This window comes from Pseudomonas sp. GGS8 (assembly GCF_024168645.1).
Classification (GTDB): domain Bacteria; phylum Pseudomonadota; class Gammaproteobacteria; order Pseudomonadales; family Pseudomonadaceae; genus Aquipseudomonas.
In genome coordinates this window covers 224,812-238,423 of record NZ_JALJWF010000001.1, presented here as the reverse complement: position 1 = coordinate 238,423, position 13,612 = coordinate 224,812, and the positions used below count along the sequence as shown (strand labels likewise).

Genomic DNA, 13,612 nt, shown 5'->3' with positions numbered 1-13,612 from the left:
AGGGCAAGGACACTCTAAAATTGCCGCGTCAGCGGTTAGAAAAGCCCATCAGAGCATTCCTCTGGCAGTTTTTTTCTTGCTCGAACCACCTGACGACTTATGTGGAAAACCCGTCATGACAACGAATTACGCGATTGCACACCCACTGCTTCAAGGGATTGCCACTACTGGCCGATAACCCGATCGGTCGTTGTGAATTTCGTCTCCGGCGGCCGGCAAACCTTATTACGCGATTGTGCGAAATTGCTTGATAGCTGATGGCCTCCCGCTATTATCTGCGCGCCCAAAAAGTCGCCAAGCTGAACTCGCGGCCATTACCTTTAGGTTGTTCTTCCTTAAATTGCCTGGAAATCTTCGATGCTGTCGTATCACCAAAAAAGCTTTCTGATCGTCGATGATTTCTCGGATTTCCGCAGTTCCGTCAGGTCCATGCTGCGAGAGTTGGGCGTCAAGGACGTCGACACCGCTGATACCGGTGAGCAGGCGCTGCGCATGTGCTCGCAGAAGTCCTACGACTTCATCCTGCAGGACTTCCACCTGGGCGATGGCAAGAAAAACGGTCAGCAGGTACTCGAAGACCTGATGATCGAAAAGCTGATCAGCCATGAAAGTGTGTTTCTCATGGTCACCGCCGAAACCAGCCAGGCCATGGTGCTCAGCGCACTGGAGCATGAGCCTGATGCTTATCTGACCAAACCGTTCAACCGCTCTGGTCTGGCCCAGCGCCTGGAGCGACTGGAACAGCGCAAGACCTTGCTCAAACCGATCCTGCAAGCGCTTGACCGGGGCAAACCGGTTGAAGTGCTCAATGCCTGCATCGCCCTGTGCAAACAGGACATTCGTTATTCGCCGCTATGCCTGCGTTACCGCGCCGATGCGTTGCGCGACTTGAACCAGAACGAAGCGCTGGAGCGTCTCTATGACAGCATCATTGCTGATCGGCCTTTACCCTGGGCGTTTGCCGGATTGGGCCAATTGCTGTTCAAGCGCGGGCAGGTCAGCCAGGCCAAGGGCGTCTACGAAAAAGCCTTGAAAGTCTTCCCGATGATGCCGGCGCTCTACGATGGCATGGCCGATGTGCTGGTCGCCGAAGGCGACACCAAAGCGGCGCAGAAAGTATTGGAAGAGGCTATTCGCCTGTCGCCGCTGGCGGTGCGTCGGCAAGCGTTGCTGGGCAAGCTGGCGATGGCCAACGAAGATTTCGACACCGCCTCCAAAGCCTATCGCCAGGCCGTGAACCAAGGGGCGCAGTCACGTTTCAAGGATGCGGAAAGCAACCTCGGCCTGGCTCATGCCTTGATCAGCAAAGGTGCGGAAAAGGGCCTGGACACGCGCACCCGCCTGGAAATCAACACGACGCTGAGTGCGGTGGCGAAGGAAAATCCTTCCGACCCAGGCCTGCAGATTCGCGCACGTTTGATGAAGGCCACCAGCCTGCTGCTCAATGATGCCGAAACCGCCGAGAAGCTCACCGAGCAAGCGATGATGCGCCTCGACGGCATGGAGCAGTTCATGAGCGCCGAAGCGGCATTGCTGGTAGCCAAGCAGCTGCAAATGCTGGGGCAGGCGAGTGCCGGCGCTTCGATGCTGAAAAACTGTGCGGAGATCTACGGCGACGATCCGACCGTGATGAAGGGCATTGCCAAGCTGACCGACGACCCGACCATCCTCAACTCGGGCAACGCCGCCGCCGACCTCAACCGTCAAGGCGTGCGGGTGTACAAGACCGGCAACCTGGTTGAAGCCCGGGAGGTGTTCCGCAAAGCCCTGGCGCTGCAACCGAAGAACATCAGTATTGCCCTGAACATGGCGCAGTCGCTGCTGCACGGCACCGACACCAGCGTGCCGTCGGCCGAGTTGGAAGAGTGCCGGGCCTGCCTGAAAACAGTCGGCCTGATGCCCGATACCGACGCGCGTTATCCGCGCTACCAGAAACTGAAAATCAAGGCGTTCGGCGAATGATCGACAGCGAACCGTCACTCGACTTCTCCACGGTGATTGCTTCCACCGTGCACGACATGAAGAACTCTCTGGCCATGCTGATGCAGGCGCACAGTCAATGGCTGGCGCGCTTACCCGACCCTGAGCGGCACACCCCGGAGCAGGGCGTCATCGAGTTCGAGTTCGCCCATCTCAATGACATGCTGGTGCAGTTGCTGGGGCTGTACAAACTCGGCGTCAACCAGATGCCATTGCAGCCGGCCTACCATGAGCTGGATGACTTCATCGAGGCGCAACTGGCGGCTCACCAGGAAGTGTTCGCCAGCCGCGGCATTATCGCGACCTATGAAGTGGACCCATTGAGCCCACTGGGTTTCTTCGATCGGGAGCTGATTGCCTCGGTGCTCGCCAATTGCATCAACAACGCCATTCGTTACGCTCGCCACGCCTTGTTGATCAGTGTCAGCGATGAGGCCGGGCAATTGGTGCTGACCATCAACGACGATGGCGAGGGTTATCCACCCGATATGATCGAGCGTCAGACCGACTATGTGCAGGGCATCAACCACAGCAGTGGCAGTACCGGCCTGGGCCTGTACTTTGCCGGGCGGATTGCCGCCTTGCACCAGCGCAATGGCGTGGGCGGACGCACCGAAATCAGTAACGGCGGCCCATTGGGTGGTGGCGTGTTCAGTCTCTATCTCCCCTGAACAACACGATCCTCACAGGATTGCGCCTTTTTGTTTGACGCTGCTTGATATTCCGAACAGCCGGAGCCTATTTTGTACGAGTCGCCGTTCGCGGCTCGTACAACAACAAGGATTGCGTCATGACAACCGATGGCCATCGTTCACTCGCGCAGCGATTGACGGGCATTGATGAGATTGAATGTGTCACGCCGGACCTGAACGGCGTACCCCGTGGCAAGGTGATGACCGCCGAAGGATTTCTTGAAGGGCGGCGTTTGCAGATGGCGCGGGGAGTGCTGCTGCAATGCATCATGGGCGGCTATCCGCCGGCGCATTTTTACGGCAGCGATGATGGCGACTTGGCGCTGGTGCCGGATCCGGCGCAGATCCACCGCTTGCCCTGGAGCTCGCAACCTCGGGCGCTGGCCATTTGCGATGCGCAGGAACTGACGGGCGAGAGCTCGCACCTGTCGACTCGCGGCCAACTCAAGGCGGTGATCGCTCGTTACGCCGCCCTCGGCCTGGCGCCGGTCGTGGCGACCGAGCTGGAATTCTTTGTGTTCGCGCCCAACCCTGACCCGACGCAACCCTTTCAGCCGCCGGTCGGCCTGGACGGTCGCCGCGAGGACGGTCATTCGGCGTTCAGCATCAGCTCCAATAACGGCTTGCGGCCGTTCTTCACTGAGGTCTACGCAGGCATGGCGGCGCTGGGCTTGCCGCGCGATACCTTCATGCACGAGATGGGCGTCAGCCAGTTCGAAATCAACCTGCTGCACGGCGATCCACTGCTGTTGGCCGACCAGACCTTGCTGTTCAAGCATCTGCTCAAGGAAGTGGCGCTAAAGCATGGTCTGACCGTGGTCTGCATGGCCAAGCCGTTGGCTCACACGCCGGGCAGTTCGATGCATATTCACCAGAGCGTCGTCGAGATCGGCACCGGGCGTAACGTGTTCAGCGACAAGGCCGGCGAGCCGACCGCGACCTTCCGTCATTTCATCGGTGGTCAGCAGGCCGGCCTGGCGGATTTCACCGCGCTGTTTGCGCCGAACGTGAACTCTTATCAGCGCCTGTGCCATCCTTTTGCGTCGCCGAATAATGCCTGCTGGTCCCATGACAATCGCGCGGCTGGCTTGCGCATTCCGGCCAGTTCACCGGTTGCTCGTCGGGTCGAAAACCGCTTGCCGGGCGCTGACGCCAATCCGTATCTGGCGATCGCCGCGAGCCTGGCGGCGGGGCTGTATGGCATCGAAAACAAACTGGAACCGAGCGACGCGGCCCAGGGCGAATTCGTGGTGCCGGATAATCTTGCGTTGCCGTGTACCTTGCATGCCGCTCTTGAACGTCTGAAACGTAGCCAATTGGCGAAGGAACTGTTCGGCAAGGTGTTCATCGAAGGCTACATCGCTTCGAAGACCCTGGAGTTGACCAGCTTCCTTGACGAAATTACTCCCTGGGAACGGCGTGTTCTAGCAGCCCAGGCCTGACGACCTGTCGCCATCGGGCTATCGTTATCGATAGCCCGATATTCACTGCAAGTAGCCGCTCGGAACGCCAATGCGCCAAATCCTGAAATCCTTTCGAGGACTTTATTTCGCCTCGCTGATGATGTTGATCGGCTCGGGCCTGTTGAGCACCTACCTTGCCCTGCGCCTGGCGGCCGATAAGGTCGACAGCCTGTGGGTCGGCGCGTTGATGGCAGCCAACTATTTCGGCCTGGTGCTGGGCGGCAAGATCGGCCATCGGCTGATTGCCCGGGTCGGGCATATTCGAGCCTATTCAGCCTGCGCCGGGATCGTTGGTGCGGCGGTGCTGGGCCATGGCCTGGTCGACTGGTTGCCCGCGTGGCTGTTTCTGCGGGTGATCGTCGGGCTGGGCATGATGTGCCAGTACATGGTGATCGAAAGCTGGCTCAATGAGCAGGCGGAAGCCAAGCAGCGTGGCGTGGTGTTCAGCGGCTACATGATTGCCTCGTACCTGGGGCTGGTGTTGGGTCAGCTGATTCTGGTCATGCACCCGGGCCTGGGCCTGGAATTGCTGATGCTGGTCGCGCTGTGTTTCGCCCTGTGTCTGGTGCCGGTGGCACTGACCCGGCGGATTCACCCGGCGCCATTGCACCCGGCGCCGATGGAACCGCGCTTCTTCATCAAACGCGTGCCGCAGTCACTGAGCACGGTATTGGGGTCGGGGTTGATCGTCGGTTCGTTCTACGGTCTGGCGCCGCTGTATGCCTCGCAGCAAGGGTTGTCCACCGAACAGGTCGGTCTGTTCATGGGGAGCTGCATTTTTGCGGGGCTGGTGGTGCAGTGGCCGTTGGGTTGGCTGTCGGACCGCTATGACCGGGCAATGTTGATCCGCAGTTTTGCGTTCACCCTGGCACTGGCCGCGTTGCCGCTGGCGATCATGCAGCAGGTGCCGCTGGAGGTGCTGTTCATCGCCGGATTCCTCTGCTCGTTGGTGCAGTTCTGTCTGTACCCGTTGGCGGTAGCGTTCTCCAACGACCACGTCGAGGGTGATCGCCGGGTGTCGCTGACGGCGATGCTGCTGGTGACCTACGGTGTCGGCGCGAGCATCGGACCGCTGGTGGCCGGGGTGCTGATGAAGTTATTCGGCAGCCAGATGCTCTATGCTTTCTTCAGCTTCTTCGCGCTGGTGCTGGTGTGGCGAATCCGTCCGAAAGCAGTCACCAACCTGCATCAGGTGGACGATGCCCCGCTGCATCACGTGGCCATGCCCGACAGCATGTCGAGTTCGCCACTGGTGGCGTGCCTTGACCCGCGTGTCGATGAGCAGGTGGTGCAGGATCAGATGCAGAATCCGGTCAACCCGGAGCCTGATGTCGATCCGGATGCCGAGCCCGAAGCAGAACCTGAAACGGTTTCGGAATCAGAAGACCCGGACGCAGGACGCGAGCAAAGTTTTACCGAAGCGAGGCCTTGATCCAGGCATAAAAAAACGGGCAGTCACCGCAAGGGACTGCCCGTTTTTTATTGATGGGGTGTATCAGAAGTCGTCTTTGTCAAAGCGTCGCGCTTCACGCTGAAGCTGATAGACAAACCGCTCGACTTGCCGTTGCACCAGGCCGCTCATGTTGTGAAAACGCACGCCGGCGAAGGTGGTGTTGATCTTTTCTTCAAAGTGCAGGTAACGCAACTCGACCGGGGCCGTCATGCTGCCAAAGGGCAGGGCGGCGATGAAGCGGTCGTAGACCTGACCCAATTGCAGCCTGGCGGTGATGTCGCCGTCGAAGCGCAATTTGCAGCCGGTGGCGGAGATGTCCAGCAGTTTGCCGCCGATGGGCGACTTGAGTTTCTCACCCCCCAGCTCGACATTGACCAGTTGTGCCAGTTTCAATGCAGCACGGAAAGCATTGCGGCGTTGGTGGTAAACCACCTCATCGGGCAGTGTGCCACGGTAGCAGCGGCCATCGCCGGATTCGTCGATGGTCAGCGGGCCATTGCTTTCCCAGGCGATGCGCACGCCGTCGTGGAAGCCTTCAACCTTGAATGGTTCGCCGGCCAGCAGAAAACGTTCGCCGTCGCGCGGGATCATTTCGTCCAGGGCAATCATGTTGCTGTCACGATCGACGTCCACCAGATAACTCTGGAAGCGCTGGCTGCGCTCGTGGAACGTGATGATCAGCGGGTCATGGCTGTCTTGCAGCTGACGCAGATTGCCGGAGATTTCCAGGGGCGTGGTGAGCACCTTGGGTGGCTGCGGAGCATCTTCCGCATTTAAGGCATTGAACACGGGGTATCAATCTCCAGACAAATATGACGACTAGCCGGCATTCTGCCAGCATGTTGCACGTCTTGATAGGGCGTGCTCATTGAAAGGCTCAAGCCTGACTGAGCTGGCGTGGCTTGGCGAGCTTGGAGGTTGATCCGCGGGCATCGTAGAGCGCTGGCGGCTCGCCACCGGTGAGGATTTTCAGCTGGTTGGCCGTGGCGGCCTGCTGCACCAGAATCGACTGGCCATTGTTGGCATTGGCGGCCTGGCACTGGGCCAGGAGGTCGGTCAGCACGTCGCTCTGTCCCAGCAACCGTTCGCCAATGCTCGACTGGCTGGCGAGTTGCTCCAGACCCTGGCGGTTGGTTGGCAGGTTGAGGCTGGTGAGGATTTCACTGCGCTTGCGGCCATGCTGTTCGAGCAGAATGATCAATGCTTGTTTATGCGCCAGAATGTCTTCGAGCAGTGGCATGTCGCGACCGTGCAAGGCGAGGGACTCGGTTTGCAGTAGCTCCAGCAGTTGTTGCGCCGGGGCAAAGTCGTCGATGATCAGTTGCAGTAAATGAGTGTCGTGCATGGCTGGCCTTGGGTTTTAAGCGTCCAAAAGCCTGGCGCGGGCCGTGGCCTAGCGCTGGGCTTCGAAGTTGAGCAGTTTGCTGGCTACACGGTTGCTGTCGACTTTATAGCTGCCATCGGCAATCGCTGCTTTCAACTCGGCCACGCGGGCGTTGTCGACGGCAGGCTGATCGCGCAGCTTGTCAGTGACCTTCTGCAACTGTTGAGCCTCATTGCTGAGGTGTACCGATTCCCCGCTTTTGGTGGTACTGGCCTGTTCGGCCGGGGTATTCAGCGGCGCGGATTGGCCGGCTTCGGCGGTTTCCTTCGCGGTGCTGGTACGCGTACTGCCCGTAAGTGACGAGGAGCTGTTTAAACGACTGAAATCGATGACCATGACAAAAAACCTCTGGATATTTGGACGCTTGCCATGTTTTCGGCGATTCCCCGAAAAACTTTAGGCCCATTTATCAATGAGCTTGCATGCGCCAGCGCATGCCCTGCATGCGGCACAGTTTAGGCAACCGCCAGGCGGCGCGCCATCACTTCACAAACTCAGAGCCCCTACATGGCCACTTCCACCTGGCCGGGCGCAGTGACTTGCGCCTTGATGACCCGTTGGGAATTAAGGTTCTTCACGCGAATCTGTTCGCTCAGGCCGCCGTTGGACAGCGCTTCACCCGGCATGCGCACACTGAGCGTACCACTGCGGGCGGTGATCACCACCTGGTCGCCCTTGCGAACCACTTCCGCCTGTTCGAGATGCACCAGCGTGATGATCTGATCGGCGACCATTGGTCGGGTAAGTTTTTGCCCGATCGCCTGATCGACAGAAGTCAGAAACCCCTGATTTATCAGGCTGATATCGCGCTCGCGCAGGGTTACGTCCTGAGGTTCGATAATCCCTGTGCGCTTGAGCGGACGAGTGGTCGTCACGATGTCGCGAAACAGCTTCACTTGAGCGGGCACGAAGACGGTCCAGGGCGAGGCGCCATCGCAGCGAACCTTGACCGTGACCCGCCCCAGAGGCCTTGCTGGGCTCTCGAGGGTGGCTGTCAATTCCTTGTCGCACATAGGCATGCGCAGGCGTGGATCGAGCTGATTGACCTGGATTTCGTAACGACCTTGCGTTTGACTGGTGGCCAGATAGTCCTCTACGGTGAATTCAAGAAAGCCTTGGGTGACGCCGATAAGCATGTCAGGCAAGGTAACCGTATCAGCAAGGGCAGGGCTGCCAGCGTTGAACAGGCAAACGGCCGACATCGCACAGAGCAATCTGCGGCAGGTTGATGTCAGGTGTCGGAAAAATGTCGGTTCTGTGTTCATAAGAGTTAAAAAGCAAGCGCCGTGCCGTTTCGTGATGAATGTGCGTCGCAACACACTTAGCGTTGGTGTAGGAGTCTGGGCATGGCTGGTGTAATGGATTCGGTGAACCAGCGCACGCAACTGGTAGGGCAGAATCGCCTTGAGCTGTTGTTGTTCCGTCTCGACGGCCAGCAGCTGTATGGGATCAACGTGTTCAAGGTTCGCGAGGTGCTGCAATGCCCCAAGCTGACCCTGATGCCCAAGTCCAGTCCTGTCGTGTGCGGTGTGGCGAATATTCGGGGGGCAACCATTCCGATTCTGGATCTGGCGATGGCGACCGGTGCCGGTCGGTTGCTGGACCAGAGCAATCCCTTCGTGATCATCACGGAGTACAACACCAAGACCCAGGGTTTCCTGGTTCGGTCGGTGGAGCGCATCGTCAACATGAACTGGGAGGAGATTCATCCGCCACCCAAGGGGACGGGGCGCGATCACTACCTGACGGCTGTGACTCGGGTCGACAATCAGTTAGTCGAAATCATCGACGTCGAGAAGGTGCTGGCGGAAGTGGCGCCGACACCGGAAGCGATTTCGGTGGGCGTGGTCGATGTTGAAACCCAGCACAAGGCGCTCTCTTTGTGTGTATTGACGGTCGATGACTCGTCGGTGGCGCGCAAGCAGGTGACCCGTTGCCTGCAAACGATCGGTGTCGAAGTGGTGGCGTTGAACGACGGCCGGCAAGCGCTGGATTACCTGCGCAAGCTGGTCGACGAGGGCAAGAAGCCGGAAGAAGAGTTCCTGATGATGATCTCCGACATCGAAATGCCGGAGATGGACGGGTACACCCTGACGGCCGAGATCCGCAGCGACCCACGCATGCAAAAGCTCCATATCATCCTGCATACTTCGTTGTCGGGTGTGTTCAATCAGGCGATGGTCAAGAAGGTCGGTGCCGATGATTTTCTGGCCAAGTTCCGTCCTGATGACCTGGCATCCCGGGTAGTCGACCGGATCAAAGCAGCAGATAACAGCTAGGGGCCTTCTGCCCCTGGCGGTCAACACGATTTAAGAGGCGGCATCTTTGTCTACGGGTAATTTGGATTTCGAACAGTTCCGGGTATTCCTGGAAAAAGCCTGTGGCATTTTGCTCGGTGAAAACAAGCAATATCTGGTCTCGAGCCGTCTCAACAAACTGATGGAACAGCAGGGCATCAAGTCCCTGAGTGAGCTGGTTCAGCGCATCCAGACCCAGCCGCGCAGCGGTTTGCGCGAGATGGTGGTGGATGCCATGACTACCAACGAAACCCTGTGGTTTCGTGACACCTATCCGTTTGAAGTCTTGAAGAACAAGGTATTGCCTGAAGCGATCAAGGCAAGCCCGGGGCAGCGCCTGCGGATCTGGTCGGCGGCGTGTTCGTCGGGTCAGGAACCGTATTCGTTGTCGATGTCCATCGATGAGTTTGAACGGGCCAACATGGGCCAGTTGAAAATGGGTGTGCAGATCGTTGCTACCGACCTGTCCGGCACCATGCTGACCAACTGCAAGACTGGCGAGTACGACAGCCTGGCCATCGGTCGCGGTCTGTCGCCCGAGCGCCTTCAGCGTTACTTCGACCCCAAGGGACCGGGGCGCTGGGCGATCAAGGCACCGATCAAGAATCGGGTGGAATTTCGCTCGTTCAACCTGCTGGACAGTTATGCGAGCCTGGGCAAGTTCGACATCGTGTTCTGTCGCAACGTGCTGATCTACTTCTCCGCCGAGGTGAAGAAAGACATCCTGTTGCGCATTCACAGCACGCTCAAGCCGGGCGGTTATCTGTTCCTTGGTGCGTCTGAAGCGCTAAACGGTTTGCCGGACCATTACCAGATGGTCCAGTGCAGCCCGGGGATCATTTACCAGGCGAAGTGATTCGTTGGCGGCATAAAAAACGGGAGTCCTGAGAGGGGCTCCCGTTTTTTTGTGCCTGATGATTTCCCAAGTCCACCGTCATCCCCCTGTGGGAGCGAACTGTGGCGAGGGGGCTTGTCGGAACGCCGCATCGCCCCGTTGGGCTGCGAAGCAGACCTAAAATCTCTGATGTAGCAAAAATCCTGTGAGTGCTACGCACTCAAACGGGGGCAAGCCCCCTCGCCACAGTTCGCTCCCATAGGGTCAGTTGTTGTTCTGGCGATCGGCGATAAGCGGCAGAAAAGCGGCAGGCGGCGGAAATCGGTTGCCGCTTTTCTGGCATTGCCGCGTTGCCACTGCCGGCAAAGCCCCGGTTTACGGGTTTTTTTGAATTGGCACGCCGCTTGCTATGTTCACGTTACGAAAAATCAGGTCACCCGAAGGTTTCCCGACATGAGCATCAGCTTCGATAAAGCGCTCGGTATCCACGAACAAGCCCTGGGCTTCCGCGCTCAGCGCGCTGAAGTCCTGGCTAACAACATCGCCAACGCCGACACCCCGAACTACAAGGCTCGGGATCTGGACTTCTCGAAAGTGCTTGCCGAGCAGAACGAGAAAACCAAAAACGGCAAGTTCGCCTTGAGCATGACCAACAGCCGTCACATCGAAGCTGAAGGGCTGGGCAATGGCGACGAGTCGCTGATGTACCGCACGCCGATGCAACCGTCGATCGACCAGAACACCGTGGACGCCCAACTGGAACAGTCGAACTACGCGGAAAACGCGGTCAACTTCCAGGCCAGCTTCACCCTGCTCAACAGTAAATTCAAAGGGCTGGTGTCAGCCCTGCGCGGAGAGTAATCCATGTCTCTATCCAGTGTTTTCAACATTGCCGGTAGCGGCATGAGTGCTCAGACCACTCGCTTGAACACCGTGGCCTCGAACATCGCCAACGCCGAGACCGTTTCGTCGAGCATCGACCAGACCTACCGCGCCCGTCACCCGGTGTTCGCCACCATGTTCCAGGGCGGCCAGAGCGGCGGCAGCGACTCGCTGTTCCAGAACCAGGACGCGGCCGGTCAAGGCGTGCAAGTGCTGGGCGTGGTCGAAGACCAGAGCAACCTTGAAGCGCGCTACGAGCCGAACCATCCGGCTGCGGATGCCAAGGGCTACGTTTACTACCCGAACGTCAACGTTGTCGAAGAAATGGCCGACATGATTTCCGCGAGCCGTTCGTTCCAGACCAACGCCGAAATGATGAACACCGCCAAAACCATGATGCAGAAGGTCCTGACCCTCGGTCAGTGATAAGGGGCGACTTTCGATGAGTGTTACCGATACCACCAGCGGCGTAAGCATCAAGGATGTCCTGGCCAACTCTTCGGTCAAGACCACGACCACCAGTGATGGTCTTTCCGCGGCGACCAGCAGTGCCACCGGCAGCAAGGCATTGGGCAAGGATGCGTTCCTGCAACTGCTGGTCACCCAGCTGAAAAACCAGAACCCGCTCGATCCTCAGGACAACAGCGCGTTCGTAGCCCAGTTGGCGCAGTTCAGTAGCCTGGAAGGCATCACCACGCTGAACGACACCGTCAGCGGCATTGCCGGCAACTACAACTCCTCGCAAGCCTTGCAGGCTTCTTCGCTGGTGGGCCGTTCGGTCATCGCGCAGACCGACAAAGCCGTGGTCGACACCTCCAAGAGCCTCAACGGTACCGTCGTGGTGCCGACATCGGTTTCCGCTGCCACCGTCAAGGTCACCAACTCGGCAGGCACGGTCATCCGCACCCTCGACCTGGGCAGTCAAAGCGCCGGCAACGCCAGCTTCATTTGGGACGGCAAGGACAGTTCGGGTGCGGTGGCACCGGCGGGTACTTACACCTTCGGCGCAACGAGCACCATCGACGGCACGAACACCTCACTGATTACTTACCTGCCGGCAACGGTCAACAGCGTGACCATCAGCCAGACCGGCGGTGAGTTGATGCTGAACCTGGCAGGTCTGGGCAGCGTTGCCCTGTCCAAAGTTCAAACCATTGGTCTATAGAGCCGACTAACGCGGCACCAAAAGGAGTGGAATATGTCTTTCAACGTCGGCCTTAGCGGTCTCTATGCAGCCAACAAACAACTGGACGTGACCGGCAACAACATCGCCAACGTCGCGACCACCGGTTTCAAATCGTCCCGCGCAGAATTCGAAGACGTGTACTCGGCCACTCGCCTGGGGACCGGCAGCAAGACCGTCGGCAATGGCGTACGCCTGGCCAACGTATCCCAGCAGTTCAGCCAGGGCGACGTGAACAACACCGGCAACGTGTTGGACATGGGCATCCAGGGCAATGGCTTCTTCATCCTCAGCGACAACGGTTCCCTGAGCTACACCCGTGCCGGTGCGTTCAAGACCGACGCTCAAAACTATGTGGTCGATAACAACGGCAACCGTCTGCAGGGTTATGGCGTCGATGCCAACGGCAAGATCATCAACGGTGTGTTGACTGACTTGAAGATTGATACGTCGAGCTTGAAGCCGAATCCGACTACCAAGGTTGATCAGACGATGAACCTGAACTCGGCGGAAACAACGCCAACCGTGGCTCCGTTCAGCCCGACCGATACCAACAGCTATAACAAGACCATCTCCACCAAGGTCTACGACAGTCAGGGTAACGAGCACACCATGGATCAGTACTACGTGAAAACGGGTACCAATGCCTGGCGTGTCTATACCTACATGGACGGTCGTTCTCCAGCCAACCCGGCCACCGAACCTCCAGTAGCGATCACCGCCGACATCACGTTCAACTCCGACGGCAGCATCAATACGCTGACGGCGGGTGCCGGCTGGACCCAGACTGGTAACACGTTGACCATGACCGGTTGGGTGCCAGGCGTCATTACCAACGCCGCAACGACTCCTGTGACCTGGGGCCCGAACGGTTCCGTCGCTGCCACTGGCGGTATTGCGTTCAACATGGCGCTGACCACTTCTTACAACTCGCCAACCGCCCGTACCGCCCAATACCAGGACGGCTACGCCACCGGTCAGATCTCCAGCCTGACCATCGACGCCAGCGGCGTCATGACTGCGAACTTCAGTAACCAGCAAACCAAGGCCATCGGTCAGGTGGCGGTGGCCAGTTTTGCCAACGAGCAAGGCCTGCAGCCAATTGGTGGCACACGCTGGAAAGAAACCTTCGCCTCCGGTGTGGCCGGTGTCGATGCACCGAAAACCGGTACCATGGGCTCGATCGTGTCCAACTCCCTGGAAGAGTCCAACGTCAACCTGACCAACGAGCTGGTTGACTTGATCAAGGCGCAGAGCAACTACCAGGCGAACGCCAAGACCATCTCCACCCAGAGCACCATCATGCAGACCATCATTCAGATGACCTGATGCTGTATAGCGCTGCATAAAGAACCCCTCTCACGAGGGGGTTTTTTTGTCTTGCAGAATCAGGCAGGCAAAAGAAAACCCCCGACCAGCCAGAGGCTCATCGGGGGTTTCAGG

14 protein-coding genes are annotated in these 13,612 nt (G+C 58.6%); 10 read left to right on the top strand and 4 right to left on the bottom strand.

What is annotated here, in order from left to right; all coding sequences use genetic code 11:
• The first annotated feature begins 357 nt into the window (after nt 1-357).
• The 4 genes from J3D54_RS01125 to J3D54_RS01110 all read left to right on the top strand — a co-directional run bounded on the left by J3D54_RS01125 (nt 358) and on the right by J3D54_RS01110 (nt 5,567).
• Nucleotides 358-1,962: a tetratricopeptide repeat-containing response regulator gene (locus J3D54_RS01125; RefSeq protein ID WP_253416351.1), complete on the top strand. Its 1,605-nt coding sequence runs from the start codon at nt 358-360 to the stop codon at nt 1,960-1,962.
• The gene (locus tag J3D54_RS01120; protein ID WP_253416350.1) at nt 1,959-2,651 is read left to right on the top strand and encodes a sensor histidine kinase KdpD; all 693 of its coding nucleotides are present in this window, start codon (nt 1,959-1,961) and stop codon (nt 2,649-2,651) included. Before J3D54_RS01125 ends, J3D54_RS01120 begins: the two co-directional genes overlap by 4 nt.
• 221 nt (nt 2,652-2,872) lie before the next feature.
• Nucleotides 2,873-4,114 carry a glutamine synthetase family protein gene (locus tag J3D54_RS01115; protein WP_253426447.1) on the top strand — a complete coding sequence of 414 codons (1,242 nt, stop codon included), beginning with the start codon at nt 2,873-2,875 and terminating at the stop codon, nt 4,112-4,114.
• Between the two features lie 70 nt (nt 4,115-4,184).
• Entirely contained in the window at nt 4,185-5,567 is a 1,383-nt protein-coding gene (locus J3D54_RS01110) for an MFS transporter (RefSeq protein ID WP_253416349.1), read from the top strand.
• A gap of 63 nt (nt 5,568-5,630) precedes the next feature.
• Here the strand turns inward: J3D54_RS01110 and J3D54_RS01105 are convergent, their stop codons facing one another.
• The 4 genes from J3D54_RS01105 to flgA form a co-directional block, all read right to left on the bottom strand.
• On the bottom strand, nt 5,631-6,377 hold the full coding sequence (locus J3D54_RS01105; protein WP_253416348.1) for a flagellar brake protein: 747 nt from the start codon (nt 6,375-6,377) through the stop codon (nt 5,631-5,633).
• 88 nt (nt 6,378-6,465) lie between these two features.
• Nucleotides 6,466-6,933 (bottom strand): flagella synthesis protein FlgN, encoded by a 468-nt coding sequence (locus J3D54_RS01100; protein WP_253416347.1) that lies wholly within the window; start codon nt 6,931-6,933, stop codon nt 6,466-6,468.
• 48 nt (nt 6,934-6,981) lie between these two features.
• On the bottom strand, nt 6,982-7,308 hold the full coding sequence (gene flgM, locus J3D54_RS01095) for a flagellar biosynthesis anti-sigma factor FlgM (protein WP_007937499.1): 327 nt from the start codon (nt 7,306-7,308) through the stop codon (nt 6,982-6,984).
• 167 nt (nt 7,309-7,475) lie between these two features.
• Nucleotides 7,476-8,237, bottom strand: coding sequence for a flagellar basal body P-ring formation chaperone FlgA (flgA, locus tag J3D54_RS01090; protein ID WP_253416346.1), 762 nt, complete (start codon nt 8,235-8,237; stop codon nt 7,476-7,478).
• A gap of 81 nt (nt 8,238-8,318) precedes the next feature.
• On the opposite strand from flgA, the gene J3D54_RS01085 reads away from it, so the two are divergent.
• The 6 genes from J3D54_RS01085 (at nt 8,319) to flgE (ending at nt 13,498) form a co-directional block, all read left to right on the top strand.
• Nucleotides 8,319-9,251 (top strand): chemotaxis protein CheV, encoded by a 933-nt coding sequence (locus J3D54_RS01085; RefSeq protein ID WP_253416345.1) that lies wholly within the window; start codon nt 8,319-8,321, stop codon nt 9,249-9,251.
• Between the two features lie 46 nt (nt 9,252-9,297).
• On the top strand, nt 9,298-10,125 hold the full coding sequence (gene cheR / locus J3D54_RS01080) for a protein-glutamate O-methyltransferase CheR (RefSeq protein WP_253416344.1): 828 nt from the start codon (nt 9,298-9,300) through the stop codon (nt 10,123-10,125).
• A 432-nt stretch (nt 10,126-10,557) separates the two neighbouring features.
• Nucleotides 10,558-10,965, top strand: a complete 408-nt coding sequence (gene flgB / locus J3D54_RS01075; protein WP_007937506.1) for a flagellar basal body rod protein FlgB — start codon at nt 10,558-10,560, stop codon at nt 10,963-10,965.
• Nucleotides 10,966-10,968: 3 nt separating this feature from the next.
• Nucleotides 10,969-11,412: a flagellar basal body rod protein FlgC gene (flgC, locus tag J3D54_RS01070; RefSeq protein WP_007937507.1), complete on the top strand. Its 444-nt coding sequence runs from the start codon at nt 10,969-10,971 to the stop codon at nt 11,410-11,412.
• Nucleotides 11,413-11,428: 16 nt separating this feature from the next.
• Nucleotides 11,429-12,151: a flagellar hook assembly protein FlgD gene (flgD, locus tag J3D54_RS01065; RefSeq protein WP_253416343.1), complete on the top strand. Its 723-nt coding sequence runs from the start codon at nt 11,429-11,431 to the stop codon at nt 12,149-12,151.
• Between the two features lie 33 nt (nt 12,152-12,184).
• Nucleotides 12,185-13,498 (top strand): flagellar hook protein FlgE, encoded by a 1,314-nt coding sequence (gene flgE / locus J3D54_RS01060; RefSeq protein WP_253416342.1) that lies wholly within the window; start codon nt 12,185-12,187, stop codon nt 13,496-13,498.
• The last annotated feature ends 114 nt before the right edge of the window (nt 13,499-13,612 follow it).

Coding starts and splice junctions, on each gene's coding strand:
- J3D54_RS01115 (WP_253426447.1), top strand. CDS start 2,873: ATGACCGCCGAAGGATTTCTTGAAGGGCGGCGTTTGCAGATGGCGCGG.
- flgD (WP_253416343.1), top strand. CDS start 11,429: ATGAGTGTTACCGATACCACCAGCGGCGTAAGCATCAAGGATGTCCTG.
- flgA (WP_253416346.1), bottom strand. CDS start 8,237: ATGAACACAGAACCGACATTTTTCCGACACCTGACATCAACCTGCCGC.
- J3D54_RS01100 (WP_253416347.1), bottom strand. CDS start 6,933: ATGCACGACACTCATTTACTGCAACTGATCATCGACGACTTTGCCCCG.
- flgE (WP_253416342.1), top strand. CDS start 12,185: ATGTCTTTCAACGTCGGCCTTAGCGGTCTCTATGCAGCCAACAAACAA.
- J3D54_RS01125 (WP_253416351.1), top strand. CDS start 358: ATGCTGTCGTATCACCAAAAAAGCTTTCTGATCGTCGATGATTTCTCG.
- J3D54_RS01085 (WP_253416345.1), top strand. CDS start 8,319: ATGGCTGGTGTAATGGATTCGGTGAACCAGCGCACGCAACTGGTAGGG.
- J3D54_RS01120 (WP_253416350.1), top strand. CDS start 1,959: ATGATCGACAGCGAACCGTCACTCGACTTCTCCACGGTGATTGCTTCC.
- J3D54_RS01110 (WP_253416349.1), top strand. CDS start 4,185: ATGCGCCAAATCCTGAAATCCTTTCGAGGACTTTATTTCGCCTCGCTG.
- flgC (WP_007937507.1), top strand. CDS start 10,969: ATGTCTCTATCCAGTGTTTTCAACATTGCCGGTAGCGGCATGAGTGCT.
- flgB (WP_007937506.1), top strand. CDS start 10,558: ATGAGCATCAGCTTCGATAAAGCGCTCGGTATCCACGAACAAGCCCTG.
- flgM (WP_007937499.1), bottom strand. CDS start 7,308: ATGGTCATCGATTTCAGTCGTTTAAACAGCTCCTCGTCACTTACGGGC.